Source organism: Pseudomonas sp. UBA3153 (assembly GCF_002364635.1).
Classification (GTDB): Bacteria; Pseudomonadota; Gammaproteobacteria; order Pseudomonadales; family Pseudomonadaceae; genus Pseudomonas_O; species Pseudomonas_O kuykendallii.
On sequence record NZ_DEYR01000061.1, the window covers coordinates 62,200 to 87,777 of the forward strand.

General features: G+C 67.0%; 27 protein-coding genes. 19 read left to right on the top strand and 8 right to left on the bottom strand.

Translation table 11 applies throughout. The features are described from left to right. Positions 1-20: 20 nt before the first annotated feature. From B2X67_RS14165 to pilG, 4 genes are all read right to left on the bottom strand, one after another. Complete coding sequence (locus B2X67_RS14165) at positions 21-2,063, bottom strand: methyl-accepting chemotaxis protein (RefSeq protein WP_273233761.1); 2,043 nt, start codon at positions 2,061-2,063, stop codon at positions 21-23. Positions 2,064-2,146: 83 nt separating this feature from the next. After that, positions 2,147-2,683: a chemotaxis protein CheW gene (locus B2X67_RS14170; RefSeq protein WP_273233762.1), complete on the bottom strand. Its 537-nt coding sequence runs from the start codon at positions 2,681-2,683 to the stop codon at positions 2,147-2,149. Between the two features lie 41 nt (positions 2,684-2,724). Further along, entirely contained in the window at positions 2,725-3,090 is a 366-nt protein-coding gene (pilH, locus tag B2X67_RS14175; RefSeq protein ID WP_090224896.1) for a twitching motility response regulator PilH, read from the bottom strand. Between the two features lie 44 nt (positions 3,091-3,134). After that, positions 3,135-3,542, bottom strand: a complete 408-nt coding sequence (gene pilG, locus B2X67_RS14180; RefSeq protein WP_090224895.1) for a twitching motility response regulator PilG — start codon at positions 3,540-3,542, stop codon at positions 3,135-3,137. A gap of 247 nt (positions 3,543-3,789) precedes the next feature. On the opposite strand from pilG, the gene gshB reads away from it, so the two are divergent. The 7 genes from gshB to B2X67_RS14215 all read left to right on the top strand — a co-directional run bounded on the left by gshB (position 3,790) and on the right by B2X67_RS14215 (position 9,715). Next, on the top strand, positions 3,790-4,743 hold the full coding sequence (gshB, locus tag B2X67_RS14185) for a glutathione synthase (protein WP_282339900.1): 954 nt from the start codon (positions 3,790-3,792) through the stop codon (positions 4,741-4,743). Between the two features lie 128 nt (positions 4,744-4,871). Then, on the top strand, positions 4,872-5,774 hold the full coding sequence (locus B2X67_RS14190; RefSeq protein ID WP_090224891.1) for a TonB family protein: 903 nt from the start codon (positions 4,872-4,874) through the stop codon (positions 5,772-5,774). A gap of 76 nt (positions 5,775-5,850) precedes the next feature. Beyond that, a complete protein-coding gene (locus tag B2X67_RS14195) occupies positions 5,851-6,420 on the top strand; it encodes a YqgE/AlgH family protein (RefSeq protein ID WP_286785893.1) in 570 nt (189 codons plus the stop codon). Next, a complete protein-coding gene (gene ruvX / locus B2X67_RS14200) occupies positions 6,417-6,842 on the top strand; it encodes a Holliday junction resolvase RuvX (protein WP_090224888.1) in 426 nt (141 codons plus the stop codon). Before B2X67_RS14195 ends, ruvX begins: the two co-directional genes overlap by 4 nt. Before the next feature lie 56 nt (positions 6,843-6,898). Further along, positions 6,899-7,408, top strand: a complete 510-nt coding sequence (pyrR, locus tag B2X67_RS14205) for a bifunctional pyr operon transcriptional regulator/uracil phosphoribosyltransferase PyrR (RefSeq protein ID WP_286785894.1) — start codon at positions 6,899-6,901, stop codon at positions 7,406-7,408. Between the two features lie 13 nt (positions 7,409-7,421). Next, complete coding sequence (locus tag B2X67_RS14210) at positions 7,422-8,429, top strand: aspartate carbamoyltransferase catalytic subunit (protein WP_286785895.1); 1,008 nt, start codon at positions 7,422-7,424, stop codon at positions 8,427-8,429. Then, the gene (locus B2X67_RS14215; RefSeq protein ID WP_286785896.1) at positions 8,429-9,715 is read left to right on the top strand and encodes a dihydroorotase; all 1,287 of its coding nucleotides are present in this window, start codon (positions 8,429-8,431) and stop codon (positions 9,713-9,715) included. The genes B2X67_RS14210 and B2X67_RS14215 overlap by 1 nt, the downstream gene beginning before the upstream one ends. On the opposite strand, the gene B2X67_RS14220 is transcribed toward B2X67_RS14215, so the two are convergent. Both B2X67_RS14220 and B2X67_RS14225 read right to left on the bottom strand, forming a co-directional pair. Continuing rightward, positions 9,688-11,016, bottom strand: coding sequence for a DUF2254 domain-containing protein (locus tag B2X67_RS14220; protein WP_286785897.1), 1,329 nt, complete (start codon positions 11,014-11,016; stop codon positions 9,688-9,690). The genes B2X67_RS14215 and B2X67_RS14220 overlap by 28 nt on opposite strands. Positions 11,017-11,124: 108 nt before the next feature. Next, complete coding sequence (locus B2X67_RS14225) at positions 11,125-11,523, bottom strand: NINE protein (RefSeq protein ID WP_282339887.1); 399 nt, start codon at positions 11,521-11,523, stop codon at positions 11,125-11,127. A gap of 117 nt (positions 11,524-11,640) precedes the next feature. Between B2X67_RS14225 and B2X67_RS14230 the strand changes: the two genes are divergently transcribed. Both B2X67_RS14230 and B2X67_RS14235 read left to right on the top strand, forming a co-directional pair. Beyond that, positions 11,641-12,852: a putative DNA modification/repair radical SAM protein gene (locus B2X67_RS14230; protein WP_282339885.1), complete on the top strand. Its 1,212-nt coding sequence runs from the start codon at positions 11,641-11,643 to the stop codon at positions 12,850-12,852. Then, positions 12,852-14,309: a UdgX family uracil-DNA binding protein gene (locus B2X67_RS14235; RefSeq protein ID WP_286785898.1), complete on the top strand. Its 1,458-nt coding sequence runs from the start codon at positions 12,852-12,854 to the stop codon at positions 14,307-14,309. The genes B2X67_RS14230 and B2X67_RS14235 overlap by 1 nt, the downstream gene beginning before the upstream one ends. A gap of 80 nt (positions 14,310-14,389) precedes the next feature. On the opposite strand, the gene B2X67_RS14240 is transcribed toward B2X67_RS14235, so the two are convergent. Both B2X67_RS14240 and pilT read right to left on the bottom strand, forming a co-directional pair. Beyond that, entirely contained in the window at positions 14,390-15,535 is a 1,146-nt protein-coding gene (locus tag B2X67_RS14240; protein WP_282339879.1) for a PilT/PilU family type 4a pilus ATPase, read from the bottom strand. Between the two features lie 67 nt (positions 15,536-15,602). Further along, positions 15,603-16,637, bottom strand: coding sequence for a type IV pilus twitching motility protein PilT (gene pilT, locus B2X67_RS14245; RefSeq protein ID WP_090224879.1), 1,035 nt, complete (start codon positions 16,635-16,637; stop codon positions 15,603-15,605). 142 nt (positions 16,638-16,779) lie between these two features. Between pilT and B2X67_RS14250 the strand changes: the two genes are divergently transcribed. From B2X67_RS14250 to hemW, 10 genes are all read left to right on the top strand, one after another. After that, positions 16,780-17,493 (top strand): YggS family pyridoxal phosphate-dependent enzyme, encoded by a 714-nt coding sequence (locus tag B2X67_RS14250; RefSeq protein WP_286785917.1) that lies wholly within the window; start codon positions 16,780-16,782, stop codon positions 17,491-17,493. Continuing rightward, complete coding sequence (gene proC, locus B2X67_RS14255) at positions 17,490-18,308, top strand: pyrroline-5-carboxylate reductase (RefSeq protein ID WP_286785899.1); 819 nt, start codon at positions 17,490-17,492, stop codon at positions 18,306-18,308. Before B2X67_RS14250 ends, proC begins: the two co-directional genes overlap by 4 nt. Positions 18,309-18,318: 10 nt before the next feature. Further along, positions 18,319-18,912: a YggT family protein gene (locus B2X67_RS14260; protein ID WP_273233774.1), complete on the top strand. Its 594-nt coding sequence runs from the start codon at positions 18,319-18,321 to the stop codon at positions 18,910-18,912. Then, the gene (locus B2X67_RS14265; RefSeq protein ID WP_282339869.1) at positions 18,909-19,211 is read left to right on the top strand and encodes a DUF167 domain-containing protein; all 303 of its coding nucleotides are present in this window, start codon (positions 18,909-18,911) and stop codon (positions 19,209-19,211) included. Before B2X67_RS14260 ends, B2X67_RS14265 begins: the two co-directional genes overlap by 4 nt. A 115-nt stretch (positions 19,212-19,326) precedes the next feature. After that, on the top strand, positions 19,327-21,294 hold the full coding sequence (locus tag B2X67_RS14270) for a dynamin-like GTPase family protein (RefSeq protein WP_286785900.1): 1,968 nt from the start codon (positions 19,327-19,329) through the stop codon (positions 21,292-21,294). A 112-nt stretch (positions 21,295-21,406) separates the two neighbouring features. Then, positions 21,407-22,546 (top strand): homoserine O-succinyltransferase MetX, encoded by a 1,140-nt coding sequence (gene metX, locus B2X67_RS14275; protein WP_273233777.1) that lies wholly within the window; start codon positions 21,407-21,409, stop codon positions 22,544-22,546. A 2-nt stretch (positions 22,547-22,548) separates the two neighbouring features. Continuing rightward, complete coding sequence (gene metW / locus B2X67_RS14280) at positions 22,549-23,169, top strand: methionine biosynthesis protein MetW (protein ID WP_090224868.1); 621 nt, start codon at positions 22,549-22,551, stop codon at positions 23,167-23,169. Positions 23,170-23,198: 29 nt separating this feature from the next. Next, a complete protein-coding gene (locus B2X67_RS14285; protein WP_273233779.1) occupies positions 23,199-23,618 on the top strand; it encodes a DUF4426 domain-containing protein in 420 nt (139 codons plus the stop codon). Then, positions 23,615-24,211 carry an RdgB/HAM1 family non-canonical purine NTP pyrophosphatase gene (gene rdgB / locus B2X67_RS14290; protein ID WP_273233780.1) on the top strand — a complete coding sequence of 199 codons (597 nt, stop codon included), beginning with the start codon at positions 23,615-23,617 and terminating at the stop codon, positions 24,209-24,211. The genes B2X67_RS14285 and rdgB overlap by 4 nt, the downstream gene beginning before the upstream one ends. Continuing rightward, positions 24,208-25,407 carry a radical SAM family heme chaperone HemW gene (hemW, locus tag B2X67_RS14295; protein ID WP_286785901.1) on the top strand — a complete coding sequence of 400 codons (1,200 nt, stop codon included), beginning with the start codon at positions 24,208-24,210 and terminating at the stop codon, positions 25,405-25,407. The genes rdgB and hemW overlap by 4 nt, the downstream gene beginning before the upstream one ends. Positions 25,408-25,578 lie beyond the last annotated feature (171 nt).

The window sequence follows — 25,578 nt, forward strand, 5'->3', positions numbered from 1 at the left end:
GGCGGTCGACGCTGCCCCACTCAGGCCTGCTCCGCTGCTTCCGGCAGGGTGAAGCCGGACACCGACCGACGCATCTCGCTGGCCATCTTCGCCAGGTTTCCGATGCTGCGCGCGGTGGCGGTGGTACCGGCGGAGGTCTGCGAGGTGATCTCCTGGATCACGTTCATGGTGTTGGAAATGTGGCCGGCCGACGAAGCCTGCTGACGGGCGGCGTTGGAGATGTTCTGGATCAGCGCCGCGAGGGTCTTGGATACCTTCTCGATCTCTTCCAGGGCAACCCCGGCGTCCTGCGCCAGGCGGGCGCCGCGGACCACTTCGGAGGTGGTCTGCTCCATCGAGATGACCGCCTCGTTGGTGTCGGTCTGAATCGTCTTCACCAGCGCCTCGATCTGCTTGGTTGCGCCCGAGGAGCGCTCCGCAAGGCGCTGTACTTCGTCCGCCACCACGGCGAAGCCGCGGCCCGCGTCGCCGGCCATGGAGGCCTGGATCGCGGCGTTGAGGGCAAGGATGTTGGTCTGGTCGGCAATGTCGTTGATCAGGCTGACGATGTCGCCGATCTCCTGGGACGACTCACCGAGGCGCTTGATCCGCTTCGAGGTGTCCTGGATCTGCTCGCGGATGTTGTCCATCCCGGTGATGGTGTTGTGCACCACCTCGTTGCCCTTGTTGGCAATCGCCACGGAGCGCTCCGCAACCGCAGTGGACTCGGAGGCGTTCGCGGATACCTGGTCGATGGACACCGCCATCTCGTTGATCGCCGCGGAGGCCCCGGCGATTTCCTGCGCCTGGTGCTCCGACGCCTCTGCCAGGTGCATCGCCGTGGCCTGGGTTTCCTGGGCGGCCGCGGCCACCTGGACGGCGGTCAGGTTGATCGTTTCGACCAGGTCGCGGAGCTGGTCGATGGAGTAGTTGATCGAGTCGGCAATGGCGCCGGTGAAGTCCTCGGTCACCGTCGCGGTCACCGTTAGATCGCCGTCGGCGAGGTCGGCGATCTCGTCGAGCAGACGCAGGATCGCCGCCTGGTTGCGGTCGTTCTTCTCGGCGGTTTCGGCCAGCGTGCGGCGGGTGTCCTGCACCATCACCAAACCGATGAGGATGATCGCGCCCAGCACCAGCGCGCCAAGGAGGTAACCGGCGAGGGTGTTGACGGAGCGGCCTTCGGCCAGGGAGTTGAAGCCATCGGTCAGCGCCGAGGCTTTTTCCAGCAGGGTCTGCGACACGGTGAAGATGGTGTTGGCGGATTCGCGGACCTGGAACAGTTCCGGCGAGGTTTCGAGAATCTCGTCCACCGAGCCGGAGACGAACTCGAACAGCTCGGAAATCTCCCCCAGGCGCTCCCGCGCCGCGGCATCGCTGACCTTGGCGATGTTCATCGACGGGTTGCCTTCGAGCATCGCCGTGTGCACCCGACCGAACAGGTTGGCATCGCGACCGAACATGTCGGCGGCCTGCACCGAATCGGCGTCGCCGGCGAGCACCTTGTTTACCGAACCGAGGATACGTTCTGCCAGCAGCGACTGCCGCTGCGCCACCGAGACCTGGGCCGCGGGCGCGCCGCTCTTGAGCAGGATATCGACGACTTCCTCGTACTCGACCTGCAGCTGCGGGATGGTCTCAGCGAGGGTCGCCGCTACTTGGTGCAGGGAAAGAACGGTCTGTTCGGAGGCGATGATCGCGTCGGAGTTCTGCCGCAGGCTGTCCCAGTCCTGCTGCACGGCGGCCATCTGCGCCTGCACGGCGGGCGGCGCACCCGGAAGCCCGGCGCCGTCGCCATCACGCAGGTAGCCCCAGCGCCTCTCGAAGTCGTTGCGCGCGTCCTTCAGCAGGGCGAAGGCTTCGACGGTACCCGCCGCCGCTTCGGTGGCGTTCTTGGCGATCCGCTGGGACAGCACGCGTAGCTCGCCGGCATGGCCGAGGTACTCGGTGTCGTTGTTGGTCTGCGTGCTGAGGTAGGCGAAGTTGGCGAACAGCAGCACGATGGAGACGATCAGGACTATGAAGAGGCCGCCGATCAGCTTGCTGCTGCGCATACCCGCGAGAAGATTACCGCTCTGTTTGCTCATAACTGGCCCCCGCCTGGACCTACCGCCGATCTAGATTCCCATACACATCAAAAGAGCCGGCAGCGCCGGCCCACCAAAAACTGTCACACCGAGACGTCGAGAAAACCCGGGTGGCGCGCCAGCGCATGGGGGCTGAACACCAGCCACTCCCGCTCGCGCTGGAACACGCCATGGATGAAGGGTCGCACTGCCTCGCCTACCCCGGGCAGGCGCTCGTCAAAGGTATCCACCGAAAAATGCTGCATGCCGAAGACTTCGTCGACGATCAGCCCGGCGAACACGTCCTGATGCTCCACCACCAGCACCCGGCGCTGCTTGCGCAGGGGTGACAGCTCGCTGCCTAGAAACCCGCAGAGGTCCATGATCGGCAACAGCCGTCCACGCACGTTGGCCACTCCTTTAACCCAGGGTTTCACACCGGGCAACAGGGTGTGCCGGGGCTCGTGCAGCACCTCGCCGATCTCCCCCATCGGCGCCACGAAATGCTGCTCGCCCATGCGAAAACCGATGCCGCCCCAGCTTTGTACGGCTTCCTGCTGCGAAGGCAGGCCCACGGCCAGCGCGCGACAGCGCTGATCGATCTCGAGAAGGAGCTCAAAGGGAGCGCGCGCGTCCGCCATGCCGGCCTGACCTTGTCAGCTGCTGAGGGAAGGGGCCGGCATCAGCCGGCCAGTACGCTTTCGATGGTCTTGACCAGGGTGTCTTCTTCGATCGGCTTGGTCAGGTAGTCGCGCGCGCCCTGGCGCTTGCCCCAGACCTTGTCGGTTTCCTGGTCCTTGGTGGTGACGATGATCACCGGGATGTGACTGGTGTCGGCATCCTTGGACAGCTGGCGGGTCGCCTGGAAGCCGTTGAGGCCAGGCATGACGATGTCCATCAGCACCACGTCCGGCTTCTCCTGGCGCGCCAGGGCCACGCCGTCCGCGCCATTCTCGGCCTTCAGGACCTCATGGCCGTGCTTTTCGAGCATGGCGGTGAGCTTGTACATCTCGGTAGGAGAGTCATCAACAATCAGAATTCGAGCCATGGTGTCCCCATACGAAAATAGCGTCGCCGACCCAGTGGCCGACGTCAGGAAGCGTGTTCCACCGGAGTGAAGTCCGGTACGTGAGCCTTTATCGCGCCGAGCAGTTCTTCTTTGCTGAAAGGCTTGGTCAGGTACTGGTCCGAGCCGACTATGCGGCCCTTGGCCTTGTCGAACAGGCCGTCCTTGGACGACAGCATGATCACAGGTGTGGATTTGAAGGCACTGTTGTTCTTGATCAGCGCACAGGTCTGATAGCCGTCGAGCCGAGGCATCATGATGTCGACGAAGATGATGCTGGGATGGCTGTCGGCAATCTTGGCCAGCGCATCGAAACCGTCCACCGCGGTTATCACGTCGCAACCCACTTTCTTGAGCAGGGTTTCCGCCGTGCGACGAATCGTTTTCGAGTCGTCGATCACCATCACCTTCAAACCGTCGGAATGCTGTTCCATGTCTGCCCTACCATCGCCTCGGTGAGTCGTTGCATTGCTATTCCGGTACGCCAGACCCGTGCCGATGACGGGTTGCGCCCCGATCGCCGAGCTGTTTTAGCACACTCTCCACATGCAATCTATAAGCCCCGGACGCGCAAGGTTTTTCCTTGACCGGGGCGGGTTGCAGCGCCACCCTTGGCGCCTCACGATCCAGCCTCGCGGCCCCTCGTTGCCGCCTCTTTGCCACCGCGGAGGATACCCCCACATGAGCGTTCGCCTCGGGATTGTCATGGACCCCATCGCGCGAATTTCCTTCAAGAAGGACAGTTCGCTGGCCATGCTGCTGGCTGCCCAGGCGCGCGGCTGGTCGCTCTTCTATATGGAGCCGCAGGACCTCTATCAGCGCAGCGAACAGGCCCGCGCCCGCGTCCGCCCGCTGAAGGTGTTCAACGACCCCGAGCGCTGGTTCGAGCTGGAGGCCGACGTCGACATGCCGCTGGGCGAGCTGGACGTGATCCTGATGCGCAAGGATCCGCCGTTCAACAGCGAGTACATCTATGCCACCTACCTGCTGGAGCAGGCCGAAAAGGCCGGCGCGCTGGTGGTCAACCGTCCGCAAAGCCTGCGCGACTGCAACGAGAAGCTCTTCGCCACGCAGTTTCCGCAGTGCACGCCGCCGACCCTGGTCGCCCGAAGGGCCGACATTCTGCGCGAGTTCGTCGCCGAGCACGGTGACGTCATTCTCAAACCGCTCGACGAAATGGGCGGCGCCTCGATTTTCCGCCACCGCGAGGGCGACCCGAACCTGTCGGTGATCCTCGAGACCCTGACCCTGCTCGGCACCCGGCAGATCATGGCGCAGCGCTATATCCCGGCGATCAAGGAAGGCGACAAGCGCATCCTGATGATCGACGGCGAGCCTGTGGAGTACTGCCTGGCGCGCATCCCGGCCGCTGGCGAGACGCGCGGCAACCTCGCTGCCGGCGGGCGTGGCGAGGCGCGGCCGCTGAGCGAACGCGACCGCTGGATCGCGGCCCAGGTCGGTCCGTTCCTGCGCGAGCGCGGCCTGCTGTTCGTCGGCCTCGACGTGATCGGCGATTTCCTCACCGAGATCAACGTCACCAGCCCGACCTGCATCCGCGAAATCGACAAGGCCTACGACACCCGCATCGGCGAGCGCCTGATGCAGTCGATCGCCGCCAAGCTCGGCCGCGGCTGAGGCGGCAACCGCTCGTGCCCTCCACACGGCGCGGCAAGGGTCGCGGAAGGGACCGCGGCGCCGGCCGCGTGGACATTTCCGCGACGCCTGTTCAGACTGCGCGGCTACCGCGATCCGCCGACGCCCCGATGAATGCAGCCAGCCTACCGCCCGCCCTCCAACGCACCGCTGTTCGCCCGGCGGACCGGCTGGGCTTCACGCTGTTCGTCGCCGCCGTGCTGCACATCGCGCTGATCCTCGGCGTCGGTTTCACCCTCGCCGAACCCGAGCAGATAAGCAAGACGCTGGAAATCACCCTGTCGACCTTCAAGAGCGAGACCAAGCCCAAGGAGGCCGACTTCCTCGCCCAGGACAATCAGCAGGGCAGCGGCTCGCTGGACCACAAGGCGACGCCGAAGACCACCGAACAGGCGCCGTTCCAGGACACCCAGATCAACAAGGTCGCGCCGCCCAGCGCACCGAAGGCCGCACCGGCGCCCGCCGAGGCGCCCAAGGCGGCAGTCGCGACCACCAAGCCGAAGGCCGAGAAGACCCCGGCCAAGCGCGAACAGCGCCAGCCGGAGCCCGACCCGGTGCCGCAGAAGGCGCCGGCGTTCGACAGCGCGCAGCTGAGCAGCGAGATCGCCAGCCTCGAGGCCGAGTTGTCCACCCAGCGCGAGCTCTACGCCAAGCGACCGAAGATCCATCGCCTCAACGCCGCCTCGACCATGCGCGACAAGGGCGCCTGGTACAAGGACGACTGGCGCAAGAAGATCGAGCGGGTCGGCAACCTCAACTATCCGGACGATGCCCGCCGCCAGCGCATCTACGGCAGCCTGCGCCTGCTGGTGTCGATCAACCGCGACGGCACGCTCTACGAAGTGCAGGTGCTGGAGTCCTCCGGCCAACCGGTGCTCGACCAGGCCGCCCTGCGCATCGTCCGGCTGGCGGCACCCTTCGCGCCGTTCAGCGGTGACCTGGCCGACATCGATCGCCTGGAAATCATCCGCACCTGGCGCTTCGAGCGCGGCGACAAGCTGTCCAGCCGCTAGCCCCGCCCGCGCCTCGCACACATGCCGACCGCGTTCGCCCCTTGTGGCCCAAGGAACGAAACCCGAAACTAGCGACATGAAAATCGACGCACCCAGCTACCTCAAGCACCATCTCCTGATCGCCATGCCGCACATGGCCGACCCGAATTTCGCGCAGACGGTCATCTACCTGGTCGAGCACAACGATCAGGGCGCCATGGGCCTGATCATCAACCGCCCGAACGGCCTCAGCCTCGCCGACGTGCTCGAACAGCTGCGCCCGGACAGCGAGCCGGCGCCGCGCTGCGCGGACATCGCGATCTTCACCGGCGGCCCGGTGCAGACCGATCGCGGCTTCGTCCTGCATCCGGCGGGCGAGGTCTACCAGGCCACCGTGGCGCTCGGTGACCTGTCGCTGTCCACGTCGCAGGATGTGCTCTTCGCCATCGCCGAAGGCAACGGCCCGGCGCAGAGCCTGATCGCCCTCGGCTATGCCGGCTGGGAAGCCGGGCAACTGGAGGCCGAACTGGTCGACAATGCCTGGCTCAGCTGCCCGGTGGACCTCGACATCCTCTTCCAGACGCCGGCCGAACGTCGCCTGGACGCCGCCGCCGCGCGCCTGGGCATCAACCTCGCGCTGCTCACTTCCCAGGCCGGCCACGCATGAGCGCACCGCGCCTGCTGCTCGGCTTCGACTACGGCACCAAGCAGATCGGCGTCGCCGTCGGCCAGGCGATCACCGGCCAGGCGCGCGAGCTGTGCGTGCTCAAGGCGCAGAATGGCGTGCCGGACTGGCAGAAGGTCGAAGCGCTGATCAAGGAGTGGCAGCCGGACGCCATCGTCGTCGGGCTGCCGCTGAACATGGATGGAACGCCGAGCGAGATGAGCGCCCGCGCGGAGAAGTTCGCCAGGCGCCTGAACGGCCGCTTCAACCTGCCGGTGCACACCCACGACGAGCGCCTGACCACCTTCGAGGCCAAGGGCCAGCGCCTGGCCCAGGGCCAACGGGGCGGCTATCGCGACAACCCGGTGGATGCCCTCGCCGCCGCCCTGTTGCTGGAAGGCTGGCTGGAGCAAAACGCCGGCTAGGACGACGCGCCACGGTGGCCGATCGTCGCAACCAAGAATTCTGTACGGAGACCGCCATGAACCTGCCCAACCCCGCCGACCTGCTACCGCAGATGGCCCGCGACCTGCAGCGCCACCTGGCCGATCGCGGCATCGCCGAGCCCCGCTTCATCGGCATCCACAGCGGCGGCGTGTGGGTCGCCCAGGCGTTGCTGGCCGAACTCGGCAGCGACGCGCCGCTGGGCACGCTGGACGTGTCCTTCTACCGCGACGACTTCAGCCAGAACGGCCTGCACCCGCAGGTGCGTCCGTCGGCGCTGCCGTTCGAGGTCGAAGGCCAGCACCTGGTGCTGGTCGACGACGTGCTGATGAGCGGCCGGACCATCCGCGCCGCGCTCAACGAGCTGTTCGACTACGGCCGACCGGCCAGCGTGACGCTGGTCTGCCTGCTCGACCTGGAGGCCGGCGAGCTGCCGATCCGTGCCGACGTGCTTGGCGCCACCCTGTCGCTGGCCCCCGACCAGCGGGTAAAATTGACCGGCCCCGCGCCGCTCGCGCTCGAGTCCAAGACCCTCTCCGCCTCCTGACAAGGCCACCTCCATGTCTATCGCCGCCAAGCGCTCACTGCAGCTCAACGATCAGGGCCAGTTGCGTCACTTCCTTTCGCTCGACGGTTTGCCGCGCGAGCTGCTCACGGAAATTCTCGACACCGCCGACTCCTTCCTCGAGGTCGGCGCGCGCGCGGTGAAGAAGGTCCCGCTGCTGCGCGGCAAGACCGTGTGCAACGTGTTCTTCGAGAACTCCACGCGCACGCGCACCACCTTCGAGCTGGCGGCGCAGCGACTGTCCGCCGACGTGATCAGCCTGAACGTCTCGACCAGCTCGACCAGCAAGGGCGAGACGCTGTTCGACACCCTGCGCAACCTCGAGGCGATGGCCGCCGACATCTTCGTCGTGCGCCACGCCGACTCCGGCGCCGCGCACTTCATCGCCGAGCACGTCTGCCCGGACCTGGCGATCATCAACGGCGGCGACGGGCGCCACGCGCACCCGACCCAGGGCATGCTCGACATGCTCACTATCCGCCGCCACAAGGGCGGCTTCGAGAACCTCTCGGTGGCCATCGTCGGCGATGTCCTGCACTCGCGGGTGGCGCGCTCCAACATGCTCGCGCTGAAGACCCTCGGCTGCCCGGACATCCGCGTGATCGGGCCGAAGACGCTGCTGCCGGTGGGTATCGAGCAGTACGGCGTGCGCGTCTTCACCGACCTCGCCGCCGGGCTCAAGGATGTCGACGTGGTGATTATGCTGCGCCTGCAGCGCGAGCGCATGCAGGGCGGCCTGCTGCCCAGCGAGGGCGAGTTCTACCGCCTCTACGGCCTCACCGAGCAGCGCCTCACGCTGGCCCGCCCGGATGCCATCGTCATGCACCCGGGGCCGATCAACCGCGGCGTCGAGATCGAGTCGGCGGTGGCCGACGGCGCCCACTCGGTGATCCTCAACCAGGTGACCTACGGCATCGCCGTGCGCATGGCGGTGCTCTCCATGGCCATGAGCGGACAGACCGCGCAACGCCAGCTCAACCAGCAGACCGAGGAGCAGCTCTGATGCGTACCCACATCCTCGGCGCCCGCCTGATCGACCCGGCCAGCGGCCACGATGGCGTGGCCGACCTGTACCTGGAGGACGGCCGGATCAAGGCCATCGGCGCCGCGCCGGCCGGCTTCGACACCGAACACCGGATCGACGCCCAAGGGCTGGTCGCAGCACCGGGCCTGGTCGATCTTTCCGTCGCCCTGCGCGAGCCCGGCTACAGCCGCAAGGGCAGCATCGCCAGCGAAACCCTGGCTGCGGCCGCCGGTGGCGTCACCAGCCTGTGCTGCCCGCCGCTGACCCGCCCAGTGCTGGACACCCCGGCCGTCGCCGAACTGATCCTCGACCGCGCCCGCGAGGCCGGCCACTGCAAGGTCTTCCCGATCGGCGCGCTGACCAAGAACCTCGCCGGCGAGCAGCTCGCCGAGCTGGTCGCCCTGCGCGACGCCGGCTGCGTGGCCTTCGGCAACGGCCTGACCAACTTCCCGAGCAACCGCAACCTGCGCCGCGCGCTGGAGTACGCGGCGACCTTCGACCTCACCGTGGTCCTGCATTCCCAGGACGCCGACCTGGCCGAGGGCGGCCTCGCCCACGAAGGCCCGACCGCCAGCTTCCTCGGCTTGCCGGGAATCCCGGAGAGCGCGGAAACCGTAGCCCTGGCGCGCAACCTGCTTCTGGTGGAACAGAGCGGCGTGCGCGCCCACTTCAGCCAGCTGACCAGCGCCCGCGGCGCGCAGATGATCGGCGAGGCCCAGGCCCGCGGTCTGCCGGTGACGGCGGACGTGGCGCTGTACCAGCTGATCCTCACCGACGAGGCCCTCGCCGAGTTCTCCAGCCTCTACCACGTGCAACCGCCGTTGCGTACCTCCGCCGACCGCGCGGGGCTGCGCGAGGCGCTCAAAAGCGGCGTGATCTCGGCGATTTCCAGCCATCACCAGCCGCACGAGGCGGACGCCAAACTGGCCCCGTTCGGCGCCACCGAACCGGGCATCAGCAGCGTCGAGCTGCTGCTGCCGCTGGCGCTGACCCTGGTGCAGGACGACCTGCTCGACCTGCCCACCCTGATCGCCCGGCTCAGCAACGGTCCCGCCGCCGCCTTGCGCCTGCCCGCCGGCAGCCTGCGCGTCGGTGCCGCCGCCGACCTGGTGCTGTTCGACCCCGCGGCCAGCACCCTGGCCGGCGAGGCCTGGCACTCCAGGGGCGCGAATTGCCCGTTCCTCGGCCATGCGCTGCCCGGCGCGGTGCGCTACACGCTGGTCGACGGCCATCTCACCTATCGAGCCGCCCGCGTGCCGTCGTAACCCACCGCCTTGCGTAGCTGCGCGCAGGCGGCAGCCACGCGTTCGGCCACGGCGCGATGGTCCGCCGCACCGGGGCCAGCGGCAGGTGCCAGCTCGTCGACTCGTTCAAGATGCCGCGCCAGTACCACCCGGGCGGCATCGTTCTTGCACGCCGGGGCCAGCCTGCCGAGCACATCGGCGATGCGGATCAGCACCGCTGGGTTCGACGCACCCGCCTGGCGAATCTGGTCGAAGCAGGCGTCTGCCAGACCCTGAAGGTCGGACCGGGCGGCGATCACCCGAAGTTGGCCGTCGTCGTCGAATAATCGACGACTCTCGACCTGCCGGCCGAGAATCTCTTCCAACGCGCTGCCCAGTCGATCGATAACCGCGATTGCCGTGAAGGGGTCATTGATGCCCGGCGACAGCGCCCTCAGGGCGATCTCGACCATCTGTCGGATCGAATATTCCAAGTCCTGAGTCGGGCTTCGCTCCTCGCCGATGATGATGGCTTCACGCAGCTCCTTCAAGGACGCCTCATCCACAGCCTGCGAGGCGAACACGCGCACATGCTCGCCTCGCCGGAGCAGGTAGTGTCCGGCGCGAACCTGCACCTCCAGCACGGCATCGTTGCGCTTGGCCCAGGCCCTGAGTACGGAATAATCGATCATCTGCACGTAGCCCGGACGATCGAGGCTCAGCATTGCTCGGCAGGGCGGCAGATCGGCAAGGGGTTCTGGCGCCACTGGCGGCAGCGTTTCGAGCCGCTCGCGCAGCGCTTGCATCAGCTCCCGAGCCACCTGCTGGACGACGATATCGGCAATCGTGGAGCGAGCGATCTTATGCACGTAGAACAGCAGGGCGAACAGGCACGCTAGGGTCAGCAGGCTGGCCACGCCGATCGATAGCGCCGGCACGCCCGCATCGCCGCGGCTGCCGTCGATGCTGCGCAGGATCACGATCAGATAGAAGATGGTCGCCAGAAACAGGCCGAGCACTGACTGGATCTGTCGGTCGCCCATGAAATTGAGGATCAGCCGCGGGCCGAGCTGGTTAGCCGCCAGGGTCAGGGTGACGAAGGTCAGCGAGACCACCAGGGAGGTGATGGTCATCATGCCCGAGAGAAACGTGCCGAGCAGGTTGCTGGCGCTGCCGGCATCGCCGCTATAAAGCCACCAGAGTTTGGAGTACTGCAAGTCGAGCCAGCGATAGTCGAGGAACAACATCAGCGCCGCTAGCGCAAAGCCGAACGTACTGATCAGCGCCGGAAGAATCCATAGTTGCCGGCGCAAAAGCACCAGCGTATTGAAAAAACGCTCCATTCGGATCGCATCCTGGTCTCTGACAATGACAAATGTCGCCGTCTCAGGAACTAGGACTGCCAGAGGCGAAGCTTTGCTCCATCGCCTTGCCGCTGGGCCCGCGCAGGCTCAGTTGCGCCGTGCGTTACGCAGCGACACCTGATCGTTCAGCGTCCAGAAATCGTAGAGCACGCCGACCAGGAAAAGGCCGCCGGTGCAGAGGTATATCACCCCGGTAATCCATTTGCCTTGGTACATGCGGTGCACGCCGAACAGACCGAGGAAAGTCAGCAGCAGCCAGGCGACGTTGTAATCGGTCGGGCCGGCGTTGAAGCGCAGGTCGGCCTCACGATCCATCGCCGGAATCAGGAAGAAGTCGATGATCCAGCCGACGAAGAACAGGCCGAAGGTGAAGAACCAGATCGTCCCGGTGACCGGCTTGCCGTAATAGAAGCGGTGCGCGCCGGTGAAGCCGAAGATCCACAGCAGATAACCGATCAGCTTGCTGTGCGTGTCCTGTCGTTGCATGGCTATTCCTCTGGAGTGAAGCGATTTTCGGTGCGCCGACAACCGGGGCCGCCCTTTGCTTGCAGGCGCGGGAAATTGTACGAATACTGTATTTAAATACAGTATTTGGTAAGGATCATGGACATCACCGACAAGCTCATAGTGCTGGCCGATGCTGCCAAGTATGACGTTTCCTGCGCCAGCAGCGGAGCGCCGAAACGCAGCTCCCGCGGCAAGGACGGCCTGGGCGCCACCGATGGCGCGGGCATCTGCCACAGTTTCACACCGGATGGCCGCTGCGTCGCCCTGCTGAAAATCCTGCTGACGAATTTCTGCCTCTACGACTGCCAGTACTGCGTCAACCGGCGCTCCAGCAACGTGCCAAGGGCGCGCTTCACGCCCGAGGAAGTGGTCCGCCTGACCCTGGATTTCTACCGCCGCAACGTCATCAGCGGGCTGTTCCTCAGCTCCGGCATCATCCGCTCCTCGGACTACACCATGGAGCAGCTGACCCGCGTCGCCCAGAGCCTGCGCGAAGACCACGGCTTTCGCGGCTACATCCACCTGAAGACGATTCCCGACGCCGACCCGCTGCTGATCGCCCAGGCCGGGCGCTACGCCGACCGCCTGAGCGTGAACATCGAGTTGCCCACCGAGGACAGCCTGGTGCACCTGGCGCCGGAGAAGAACGGCCGCACCATCCGCCAGGCGATGGGCGCGATTCGCCTCGGCGTCGAGGAAGCCGGCAGCGAGGCCCGCGCGCCGCGCTTCGCTCCGGCCGGGCAGAGCACGCAGATGATCGTCGGCGCCGATGCCACCGACGACCGCACCATCCTCGACACCGCGCAACGGCTGTACGGCGCCTACGGGCTCAAGCGCGTCTACTACTCCGCCTTCAGTCCGATCCCGCAGAGCCCCACCACGGTGCCACTGCAAGCGCCGCCGCTGCTGCGCGAACACCGCCTGTACCAGGCCGATTTCCTGCTGCGCGGCTATGGCTTCCATACCGAGGAGCTGCTCGCCGGCCCCGGCAACCTGGCGCTGGACATCGACCCCAAGCTGGCTTGGGCGCTGAATCACCGCGCGCAGTTTCCGGTGGACCTCAACCGCGCCGAACCGATGCTGATCGCCCGCGTGCCCGGCATCGGCGTGCGCAACGCCAAGCGCCTGGCCCTGCTCCGGCGCGAGCGGCGCATCCGCTACGACGATCTGGTGCGCATGCGCTGTTCGATGGACAAGCTCAAGCCATTCATCGTGGTGCAGGACTACCGGCCGCGCAGCGACGGTTTCGAGTCCGCCACGCTGCGCCGCGCGCTGAGCGACACGCCGGCGCAGATGGCACTGTGGTGATGCGCCTGGTGCGCTTCTCCGGCCGCTTCGCCGACTGGCGCAAGGAGTGCCGGACGCTGCTCGAGGACGGCGTCGCACCACACACGCTGACCTGGCAGGTGGATAGCGCCTGCGACGACCTGTTCGCCGCGGTCCGCGAGGAGCCGCCGCGCTACGCCGTCACGCGCGCCGCACTCAAGGTCCCCCGGGAATTGCCGGAACTGCTTGAAAGCGCCGCCCGCTTTCGCGCCGACGACCGCTGGGCGCTGCTCTACCGCGTGCTCTGGCGCGTCACCGGCGGCGACCGCAGCGCCATGCTCGCCGGTGATGTCGACGGCGCCGTGTTGCAGCGGCGGGTCAAGGCGGTGCGCCGCGAAGCCCACCACATGCACGCGTTCCTGCGCTTCCGCCAGCGCGACGCCGCCCTCGGCGCGCCGCAGTTCGTTGCCTGGCACGAGCCGGCCCACGACGTCCTCGACCTCGGCGCCGAACACTTCGCCGAACGCATGGGCCGCAGCACCTGGCTGATCGCCACGCCGGACGGCGCCGCGCATTTCGACGGCACGCGCGTGCACTACCAGGAGGGCTGCCCGGCCGAGCTGCGCGCCTTCGCCGGAGGTATCCGCGACGATGGCGAACGGCTCTGGCAGGCCTACTACGCGAGCACCTTCAATCCGGCCCGGCTGAACCAGAAGGTGATGCGCGGGCACATGCCCGCGCGCTTCTGGAAACGCCTCCCGGAAGGCCCGCTTATCGCCGATCTGATGAGCCAGGCACGTGCCGGGCAGCAGCGCCTGGCGCAGACCGCAGCGGTCGGCGAGCAGGATGGCCGGCAGGTGCTGATCACCCGCGAGAAGGCGCAGCCGCAGCGACCGTTGCCCAGTTCGCTGGAAAACTGCCGCAACTGCGACATCTGGCGCGACGCGACCCGCGCGGTGCCGGGAGAGGGCCCGCCACGGGCACGGATCATGCTGCTTGGCGAGCAGCCCGGCGATCAGGAAGACCTGGCCGGCAAACCCTTCATCGGCCCCGCCGGCCAGGTGCTGGCGCGCGCCCTCGCCGAGGCCGGATTGCGGCGGGAGGACGTCTACCTCACCAACGCGGTGAAGCACTTCAAGTGGGAACCCCGCGGCGGCGTCGCCGGGCGCGCCGCCACGCGCCTGCACGCCACGCCGAAACCGGCCGAGATCAAGGCCTGCCGCGGCTGGCTGGGCAAGGAGCTGGAGGAAGTGCAGCCGCAGGTGATCGTTGCCCTGGGCCGCACCGCGCTGGCGTCGCTGCTGGAAATCCACGACCCGCAACGCGTCCGCCTGGCCGATTTCGCCGGCCGGGCTTTCGCTCATCAGGGTCGTTGGGTAGTGGTGGCGCCCCATCCCGCCGCGGTGCTGCGCGCGGCAGCAGCCGGCGAGCAGCGCTTCGCCGAACTGGCGGAGGCGCTCAAGCAGGCGAGCGAGCTACAGGAAGTCATGGCGACCTAGGGGCGCAACCCGCGTGGCGCCGTGCCCGACGCAGCCTGGGTGGGCTGAAGCCCACCCTACGAAGCTGCGAACCGTGAACTTCAGCGGAAGCGCCGGCCCGGATCGTCGTCGCTGACTTCCAGCGACAGCCCCTGGGACACGCTGGTGAGGTGATCGCCGTCGGTTTCCGAGCCGAGCTTGATCATCAGGCGCAGGTCGTTGGCCGAGTCGGCGTAGGCCAGCGCATCCTCGTAGGTGATTTCGCCCTGGTTGTAGAGGTTGAACAGCGCCTGGTCGAAGGTCTGCATGCCCTGCTCGGTCGAGCGCTTCATCAGCGACTTCAGCTCGTGCACTTCGCCCTTGCGGATCAGGTCGGCGGCCAGCGGGGTGTTCAGCAGCACTTCGATCACCGCACGGCGGCCCTTGCCGTCCGGCGTGGGCACCAGTTGCTGGGCGACGATGGCGCGCAGGTTCAGCGAGAGGTCCATCCACACCTGCTGCTGCCGGTCGGCCGGGAAGAAGTGGATGATCCGGTCCAGCGCCTGGTTGGCGTTGTTGGCGTGCAGCGTGGCCAGGCACAGGTGGCCGGTTTCGGCGAAGGCCACGGCGTAGTCCATGGTTTCGCGGGTCCGCACCTCGCCGATCATGATCACGTCCGGCGCCTGGCGCAGGGTGTTCTTCAGCGCCACCTCGAAGGATTCGGTGTCGATGCCGACTTCGCGCTGGGTGACGATGCAGCTCTGGTGCTGGTGGATGAACTCGATCGGGTCCTCGATGGAAATGATGTGGCCACTGGAGTTCTTGTTGCGGTAACCGATCATCGAGGCCAGCGAGGTGGATTTACCGGTGCCGGTGGCGCCGACGAAGATCACCAGGCCGCGCTTGGTCATCGCCAGTTTCTTGAGGATTTCCGGCAGGCGCAGGTCTTCCATGGTCGGGATGTTGGTCTCGATCCGCCGCAGCACCATGCCGACCAGGTTGCGCTGGTAGAAGGCGCTGACGCGGAAACGTCCGACGCCGCGGGCGCTGATGGCGAAGTTGCACTCGTGCTGGGCGGCGAAATCGCGGCGCTGCTGCTCGTTCATCACGCCGAGCACGGTCTCGCGGGTCTGCTCGGGCGACATCGGCGTCTTGGTCACCGGCAGGATGCGCCCGTTGACCTTCATCGACGGCGCTACACCGGCGGTGATGAACAAGTCGGATGCGCCCTTCTCCACCATCAGGCGCAACAGTTTTTCGAATTCCATGGGCTCGCTCACGTGCAGCTCCGTTCTTGCTGGATCGGTGGAAAGGACGGGATGTCAGCCCGCGGCCTCAGAAGTTTTCCGGGGTCTTGGCCTTCTCGCGGGCGTTCTCGCGGGATACCAAGCCCTTGGCGACCAGCCCCTTGAGGCACGAGTCGAGGGTCTGCATGCCCAGCGAACCGCCGGTCTGGATCGCCGAATACATCTGCGCGACCTTGTCCTCGCGGATCAGGTTACGGATCGCCGGCGTGCCGATCATGATTTCGTGCGCCGCGACGCGACCGCCACCGATCTTCTTCAGCAGGGTCTGCGAGATCACCGCCTGCAGCGACTCGGAAAGCATCGAGCGAACCATGGATTTCTCCTCGGCCGGGAACACGTCGACGATCCGGTCGATGGTCTTGGCCGCCGAGGTGGTGTGCAGCGTGCCGAACACCAGGTGGCCGGTTTCCGCCGCGGTCAGCGCCAGACGGATGGTTTCCAGGTCGCGCATCTCGCCGACCAGGATGATGTCCGGGTCTTCGCGCAGGGCCGAGCGCAACGCTTCGTTGAAGCCGAGGGTGTCGCGGTGTACCTCGCGCTGGTTGACCAGGCACTTCTTCGATTCGTGAACGAACTCGATCGGGTCCTCGACGGTGAGGATGTGGTGGTACTTGGTGTTGTTCAGGTAGTCGAGCATCGCCGCCAGGGTGGTCGACTTGCCCGAACCGGTCGGGCCGGTGACCAGCACCAGGCCGCGCGGCACGTCGGCCATCTTCTTGAAGGTGTCGCCCATGCCCAGGTCTTCCATGGTCAGGACCTTGGAGGGAATGGTCCGGAACACCGCGCCGGCGCCACGGTTGTGGTTGAACGCGTTGACCCGGAAACGCGCGACGCCGGGCACCTCGAAGGAGAAGTCGGTCTCGAGGAACTCCTCGTAATCCTTGCGCTGCTTGTCGTTCATGATGTCGTAGATGAGCGCGTGCACCTGCTTGTGCTCCATCGCCGGCAGGTTGATCCGGCGGACGTCGCCGTCGACGCGGATCATCGGTGGCAGACCGGCCGACAGGTGCAGGTCCGAGGCGCCTTGCTTGGCGCTGAAGGCAAGCAGCTCGGTAATATCCATGGAAATCCCCAATCACGAACGAGCAGGTGGCTTCGACAGGAAGGCGCGGCGGGCGGGGCGGGAAGCCCGACCTTCGCTCGCTACGCTTTCCGACAGCCTGATAGAATGCCGGACCTCTAAAGCGGGTCGCAGAGCGCAAGTAATGTCCACGATAGCAGAGAATATTGCAAAGGTCGGCGCGCGCATCCGTCGGGCGGCAGAGGCCGTACAGCGGGATTCCCAGGGTATTTCGCTGCTCGCCGTGAGCAAGACGAAACCCGCCGCCGCGCTACGCGAAGCCTATGCCGCGGGGCAGCGCGATTTCGGCGAGAACTACCTGCAGGAAGCCCTCGACAAGCAGCGCGAGCTGGCCGACCTGCCGCTCACCTGGCATTTCATCGGGCCGATCCAGTCGAACAAGACCAAGCCCATCGCCGAGCATTTCGCCTGGGTGCACTCGGTCGACCGCCTGAAGATCGCCGAACGTCTTTCCGCGCAGCGCCCCGCCGGGTTGCCGCCGCTGAACATCTGCCTGCAGGTGAACGTCAGTGGCGAGGACAGCAAGTCCGGCTGCGCCGCTGCAGAACTACCGGCGCTGGCTGCGGCCGTGGCCGCGCTGCCCAACCTGCGCCTGCGCGGGCTGATGGCGATTCCCGAGCCGAGCGACGATCTCACCGTGCAGCGCGCCGCCTTCGCTCGCCTGCGCACGCTGGGCGAAGAACTCGAGCTGCCGCTGGACACGCTGTCCATGGGCATGAGCCACGACCTCGAAGCCGCCATCGCCGAAGGCGCGACCTGGGTTCGTATCGGCACAGCGCTGTTCGGCGCGCGCGATTATCCGCAGGCCACCCCCTCCGACAAAGGAAACCCCGCATGAGCAGTCCCCGCATCGCCTTCATCGGCGCCGGCAACATGGCCACCAGCCTGATCGGCGGCCTGCGCGCCCAGGGCGTTCCGGCCGAGCGCATCCGCGCCAGCGATCCCGGCGCGGATGCCCGCGCGCGCGTCGCGGCCGAGCACGGCATCGCGCTGTTCGAGAGCAACGCCGAGGCCATCGAGGGCGCCGACGTGATCGTCCTGGCGACCAAGCCGCAGGTGATGAAGAGCGTCTGCCTGGCGCTGGCGCCGAATCTGCGCGAGGGCCAGCTGATCGTCTCGATCGCCGCCGGAATCACCGCGGCGAGCATCGAAAGCTGGTTGGGCGAACGCCCGCTGGTGCGCTGCATGCCGAACACGCCGGCGCTGCTGCGCCAGGGCGCCAGCGGCCTGTACGCCAACCCGCGGGTCAGCGCCGAGCAGCGCGGCCAGGCGGAGCAACTGCTGTCCGCAGTGGGCCTGGTGGAATGGCTCGACGAGGAACGCCTGATCGACGCGGTCACCGCCGTCTCCGGCAGCGGCCCGGCGTATTTCTTCCTGCTCATCGAGGCGATGACAGCCGCCGGCGAACAGCTCGGCCTGCCGCGCGAAACCGCCGCCCGGCTGACCCTGCAGACCGCCCTGGGCGCCGCGCGCATGGCCAGTGAAAGTGATGTGCCGGCCGCCGAACTGCGCCGTCGCGTCACCTCGCCGAAAGGCACCACCGAAGCGGCCATCACCGCGTTCCAGACGGGCGGATTCGACGCGCTGGTGCAGCAGGCGCTCGACGCCGCCGCGCAGCGCTCCGCCGAACTCGCCGAACAACTGGGTCAATAAGGAGCTATCGATGACCGGTCTCAACACCGCCGCCATCTACGTGATTCAAACGCTTGGCAGCCTCTATCTGCTGATCGTCCTGCTGCGCTTCATCCTGCAAATGGTCCGCGCCGATTTCTACAACCCGATGAGCCAGTTCATCGTGCGCGCCACCCAGCCGCTGCTGCGCCCGCTGCGCAAGGTGATTCCCGGCTTCGGCGGGGTCGACCTGGCCTCGCTGGTGCTGGCGATCCTGGTGCAGATGCTACTGATGGTGATCACCCTGATCCTGATGGGCTACGGCGTCGGCGGCTTCCTCCTGCAGGTGCTGATCTGGGCGATCATCGGCGTCACCTCGCTGTTCATGAAGGTGTTCTTCTTCGCCCTGATCATCAGCGTGATCCTGTCCTGGGTCGCGCCCGGCACGCGCAACCCGGCCGCCGAACTGGTCAACCAGATCTGCGAGCCGCTGCTCTCGCCGATCCGCCGCGTCCTGCCCAACCTCGGCGGGCTCGACCTGTCGCCGATCTTCGCCTTCATCGCGCTGAACCTGATCGACATGCTGGTGATCAACAACCTCGCGGCGATGACGGGAATGCCGAAAATCCTCAGTCCGTTCATGTGAGCGGCGCGTACTTCCGCTGGGACGGCGAGGACCTGCTCCTCGCCTGTCACCTGCAGCCCAAGGCCAGCCGCGACGAGTTCGCCGGGCTGCACGGCGACCGGCTGAAGATCCGCCTCACCGCCCCGCCGGTGGAAGGCAAGGCCAATGCCCACCTGCTGGCCTTCCTCGCCGAGGCGTTCGGCGTGTCGAAAAGCCAGGTCAGCCTGGAAAGTGGCGAACTGAACCGCCAGAAGCGCGTGCGTATCCGCCAGCCCCGGCAGTTGCCGGCGCTCCCCGGTTTGACCGCTCGCCCCGCCTGAGCGACCTTACGACCGGGCGATGCCGGCGCCGCGTTGAAGCCCTGCGTCGGCCTTCCCATAATCCAGGGGCGCCGCCGCATCGCGCCTCTCGCACACCACCATCAGGATGCATCGAATGAGCATGGAACGCCTCAGCCAGCAGGTGGACGCCTACGTCGGATGGAAGCGCGAACTGATCCGCGAGATCATCCGCTACCGCAGCTGGCTGGCGAGCAACCGGCTCGGTTCCGACGCGGTGGAGGCCCGGCTCGAGCGCGCGCTGCGGCTGCTGCGCACCGACCACATCACCCTGGCCTTCGTCGGCGAGTTCTCGCGCGGCAAGAGCGAGCTGATCAACGCCCTGTTCTTCTCCCAATACGGCCAGCGCATGCTGCCCTCGCGCGCCGGGCGCACCACCATGTGCCCCACCGAGTTGTTCTTCGACCCGCGCTCCGAGCGTCCCTACATCCGCCTGTTGCCGATCGAGACGCGCATCTCCGCCACCCGCGTGGCGCAGTTCAAGCGGCTTCCGCGGCACTGGGTGAACATTCCGCTGGATGCCAGCGACCCGGACAACATGGCCCAGGCCTTCGCCCAGTTGGCGCAGTCCAAGCCGGTGCCGGTGGAACAGGCGATCGCCCTCGGCTTCCACCCCGACGCCCTGGAGCCCAGCGGCCGCCCCGGTGAAGTGCTGGTGCCGGCCTGGCGTCACGCCCTGGTGCACATCGATCACCCGCTGCTGCGTCAGGGCCTGCGCATCCTCGACACGCCCGGCCTGAACGCCCTGGGCAGCGAACCGGAGCTGACCCTGTCGATGCTGCCCGGCGCCCAGGCGATCATCTTCCTGCTCGCCGCCGACAGCGGTGTCAGCGCCAGCGACCTGGACATCTGGGAACAGCACATCCGCCAGATCGACGACGACACCCCGGCCAGCCTGTTCGCCGTGCTGAACAAGATCGACACGCTGTGGGACGACCTCGCCGGCGAGGGCTTCGTCGAAGCCAGCATCCGGCAGATCCAGGCTACCAGCGCCGGCCAGCTCGGCATCGAGGTCCAGGATATCCTGCCGCTTTCGGCCAAGCAGGCGCTGCTGGCCAAGGTCCGCGGCGACCGCGCGTTGCTCGAGCGCAGCCGGCTGGGCGAACTTGAGGAACTGCTCTGCGAGCGCATCGTTGCGCAGAAGGAACGGCTGCTCGAAGACCAGGTGGTCAACCAGGTGCTCGGCCTGCTCCACAACAGCCAGCACGTGCTGCAGCTGCGCCTGGAAAAAGCCCGCGAACAGCAGGCGCTGCTCGGCAGCCGTCAGCAGGACGACGGCCAGCTGCTGTTCGAGCTGACCGCGCGCACCCGCCAGGAGCACGCTCGCCACCACAAGCGCCTGCTCACCCTGAAGACCAACCAGCGCCTGCTCAAGCGCCAGGGCAACCTGCTGCGCGCGGCGTCGCGCCCGGAGCGTCTGGAGCAGCATCTGCAGGACGTTCGCCGCAACCTCACCGGTAGCTGGACCACGCTGGGCATCGGCCAGGCGATCCTCGGCTTCTTCGATGCGGTGGACACCGACCTGCACCACCTGCAGCAAGAGGCCGAGATGGCCAACAAGATGGTCGGCGCCCTCTACCGCCGGCACAACGAGGAGAACCCGTTGCACGGCATCGACGCACCGCGCTTCGACGCCAGCCGCTACCTGCGCGAACTGCACCAGTTGCGGGTCAAGGCCGACCAGTTCCGCCTGCACCCGAAAACCCTGTTCACCGAGCAGCGCGCGCTGACCCGGCGCTTCTTCGCCACCCTCGCCCAGGAAGTCATCGGCCTGCACCGGCGCCTGCGCCAGGCCGCCGAGCAGTGGGCGAGCGATGCGCTGACGCCGTTGCTGCAGCACGCCCTGGAGCACAAGCAGGCGCTCGAAGGCCACATGCTGCAACTGCGCGAGCTGGCCCAGCGCACCCGGCAGGTACGCCAGCGCGGGCAGGTGCTCGAGCGCTATCTCGCCGACCTGGAAAAACAGCTGGCCCAGGCCAACGAGATGCTGCGCGTCCTCCGCCTCCCGGCGCCGATCCAGCGCCAGGCCAAGGTGGTCAGCCTGCCGGGAGCGATGCGCCTCTGACCGCAACGCTCGGCGGCGCCCGCCGCGCGATTTCCCGCTGCGCCGATACAGGGTGAATTGCCCGGCGCTTCCCTTTAGACTTTGCCGCCTTATTTCCGCGAGAGCAGGGTCGATGTCCTCTGTCTTCCCCGATGATTCGGTCGGTCTGGTCAGCCCGCAGGTGATGACGTTCAGCGAGCCGCTGGCGCTGGCCTGCGGACGCGATCTGAACGGCTATCAGTTGGTCTACGAAACCTACGGCGAACTGAACGCGGCGCGCAGCAACGCTGTACTGATCTGCCATGCCCTGTCCGGCCATCACCATGCCGCCGGCTACCACAGCGACAGCGAGCGCAAGCCCGGCTGGTGGGACAGCTGCATCGGGCCGGGAAAGGCCATCGACACGCGCAAGTTCTTCGTCGTCTCGCTGAACAACCTCGGCGGCTGCAACGGCTCGACCGGCCCCGGCAGCATCAACCCGGCGAGCGGCCGCCCCTACGGCGCCGACTTCCCGGTGGTGACGGTGGAGGACTGGGTGAACAGCCAGGCGCGCCTCGCCGATGCGCTGGGCATCGCCCAGTGGGCGGCGGTGGTGGGTGGCAGCCTCGGTGGCATGCAGGCGATGCAATGGGCGATCAGCTACCCGCAGCGCATCCGCCACTGCCTGGCGATCGCCTCGGCGCCGAAGCTCTCGGCGCAGAACATCGCCTTCAACGAAGTCTCGCGCCAGGCGATCCTCTCCGACCCGCAGTTCCACGGCGGGCATTTCCAGGAACAGGGCGTGATCCCCAAGCGCGGGCTGATGCTGGCGCGCATGGTCGGCCACATCACCTACCTGTCGGATGACGCGATGGGCGAGAAATTCGGCCGCGAGCTGAAGACCGACAAGCTCAACTACGACTTCCACAGCGTCGAGTTCCAGGTGGAAAGCTACCTGCGCTACCAGGGCGAGGAATTCTCCGGGCGCTTCGACGCCAACACCTACCTGCTGATGACCAAGGCGCTGGACTACTTCGACCCGGCGGCGGCCCACGGCGGCGACCTGGCGCGGACCCTGGCGAAGGTCGAGGCGGACTTCTGCGTGATGTCCTTCACCACCGACTGGCGCTTCTCGCCGGCCCGCTCGCGGGAAATCGTCGAGGCGCTGATCGCCGCGAAGAAGAACGTCAGCTACCTGGAAATCGACGCTCCGCAGGGCCACGACGCCTTCCTCATGCCGATCCCGCGCTACCTGCAGGCGTTCGGCGGCTACATGAACCGGATTCTGGTGTAACCATGCGCGCCGACCTCGACATCATCCAGGACTGGATTCCCGCCGGCAGCCGCGTGCTCGACCTCGGCTGCGGCAACGGCGAACTGCTCGCCTGGCTGCGCGACAACAAGTCGGTGAGCGGCTACGGGCTGGAAATCGACCCCGGCAACATCGCCGAATGCGTGCGCAAGGGCGTCAACGTCATCGAGCAGGACCTCGACAAGGGCCTCGGCAACTTCGCCAGCAACAGCTTCGACGTGGTGGTGATGACCCAGTCGCTGCAGGCCATGCACTACCCGGACAAGGTGCTGGAAGAAATGCTGCGGGTCGGCAAGACCTGCATCATCACCTTCCCCAACTTCGGCCACTGGCGCTGCCGCTGGTACCTGGCGAGCAAGGGCCGCATGCCGGTGTCGGATTTCCTGCCGTACACCTGGTACAACACGCCGAACATCCACTTCTGCACCTTCGAGGACTTCGAGGCGCTGTGCCACAAGTTGCAGGTGCGCGTGCAGGACCGCCTGGCGGTCGACCGCGAGCACCGCCACAGCCTCGGCAGCCGGCTGTGGCCGAACCTGCTCGGCGAGATCGGCATCTACCGGGTCTGCGGCCCGAGCGTGGCCGACGCGCTGATCGCCGTCTGAATCCCGATCATCACCCTGGAGCCCCGACCATGCGCCGCCTGACCCTGTTCCTCGTAGCCCTCTGCCTCGCCGTGCCAGCGCTGGCTGAACGCAAGCAAAGCTTCGGCGCGCTGGACGTGCATTACAGTGCGTTCAACTCCAGCTTCCTGCAGCCGGACGTGGCCGCCGCGGCCGGCCTGGTGCGCAGCAAGCAGCAGGGTGTGCTCAACGTCGCCCTGGTCGAGGCCGGCAAGCCCGCCGCCGGCGAGGTGCGTGGCGAGGTGAAGGACCTGCTCGGCAAGCGCACCGCGCTGACCTTCCGCCAGGTCCGGGAGGGCGAGTCGATCTACTACCTGGCGCAGTTCCCCATCGAGTCGCGGGAAATGCTCGCCTTCTCGCTGAAGGTCAAAGCCGCCGGCGGCGCCGAGCAAAGCCTCGACTTCTCCCAGGAAATCTTTCCGGACGAATGAACATGTTCAACGAACTGGTCCTCGCCAGCCACAACGCCGGCAAACTCAAGGAACTCCAGGCCATGCTCGGCGCCAGCGTGAAGCTGCGCTCGGTGGGCGAGTTCAGCCCGGTGGAACCGGAGGAAACCGGCCTGTCGTTCGTCGAGAACGCCATCCTCAAGGCGCGCAACGCCGCGCGGCTGTCCGGATTGCCGGCGCTGGCCGACGACTCCGGGCTGGCGGTGGACGTCCTCGGCGGCGCGCCGGGCATCTACTCGGCGCGCTATGCCGACGGCCAGGGCGATGCGGCGAACAACGCCAAGCTACTGCTGGCGCTCAAGGACGTGCCGGAGGCCGAGCGCGGCGCTCAGTTCGTCTGCTGCCTGGCGCTGGTGCGGCATGCCGACGACCCGTTGCCGATCCTCTGCGAAGGGCTCTGGCACGGCCGCATCCTCAACGAAGCGCGCGGCGCCCACGGCTTCGGCTATGACCCGCTGTTCTGGGTGCCGGAGCGCGACTGCTCCAGCGCCGAGCTGGGCCCGGTCGAGAAGAACCAGATCAGCCACCGCGCGCTGGCGATGGCGCTGTTGAAGCAGCGCCTGGGCCTGGCATGAAGTCGACGCCCTCTCCGCCTGCCGCGAAGGGCGCGGGGAGTCGGAGCCAGGGCACAGGTTTCCAGTTCCCGCCCCTGGCGCTGTACATCCATATTCCCTGGTGCGTGCGCAAATGCCCGTACTGCGACTTCAACTCCCACGCCGCCGGCCCCGAGCTTCCGGAAGACGCCTACGTCGATGCCCTGCTGGCGGACCTTGAGCTCGATCTGGTCCATGTCCACGGCCGTCCGCTGAGTTCGATCTTCTTCGGCGGCGGCACCCCGAGCCTGTTTTCCGCCCGCGCGCTGGGGCGTCTGCTGCGCGGCGTCGAGCGTCGCGTGCCGTTCGCCGACGACATCGAGATCACCCTGGAAGCCAACCCCGGCACCTTCGAGCAGGCCAAGTTCGTCGACTACCGCGCGCTGGGCATCAATCGCCTGTCGATCGGCGTGCAGAGTTTCCAGGCCGCGAAGCTCAAGGCGCTGGGGCGTATCCACGACGGCGACGAGGCAATCCGCGCCGCCGACATGGCCCGCGCCGCCGGCTTTGACAACTTCAACCTCGACCTCATGCACGGCCTGCCGCAGCAGTCGCTGGAGGACGCGCTGGCCGACCTGCGCATCGCCATCGCCCAGGCGCCGACGCACCTGTCCTGGTATCAGCTGACCATGGAGCCGAACACGGTGTTCTGGAGTCAGCCGCCGGAGCTGCCCGAGGACGACACCCTGTGGGATATCCAGGAAGCCGGCCAGGCGCTGCTCGCCGAACACGGCTATGTGCAGTACGAAACCTCGGCCTACGCCCGGCCCGGGCGCCAGGCGCGGCACAACCTGAACTACTGGAGCTTTGGCGACTTCCTCGGCATCGGCGCCGGCGCCCACGCCAAGCTCAGCGGCCCGAACGGCGATATCCGCCGCACCTGGAAGACCCGTCTGCCGAAGGATTACCTGGATGCCGGCAAACCCTTCCAGGCCGGCGAGAAGCGGCTGCTCGCCGAGGACCTGCCGTTCGAGTTCATGATGAACGCCCTGCGCCTGGTCGATGGCGTGCCGGCCGAGCGCTTCACCGAACGCACCGGCCTGCCGCTGTCGAGCATCGCCAGTGCCTGCGCCGGGGCACGCCAGGCCGGCCTGCTGGATGAAGACCGGGGCCGGCTGCGGCCCACCGCGCATGGCCAGCTGTTCCTTAACGATCTGCTGCAGCGCTTCCTGCCCTGAAGGTCCAGGCGCCCACATGAGTGTGTCGAAAAGCGGCTTGCGGCAGACGCATTTCAGCGCGGTGCGCAGGGCGAGCGGAGCGGGTAATGCGCATTGGCACCCCGTAAACTCCACGCCCTGGGTTTTTCGCCTTCCCGACCCTCGCTCGCCGGACCGTGCACGGACCTGAGC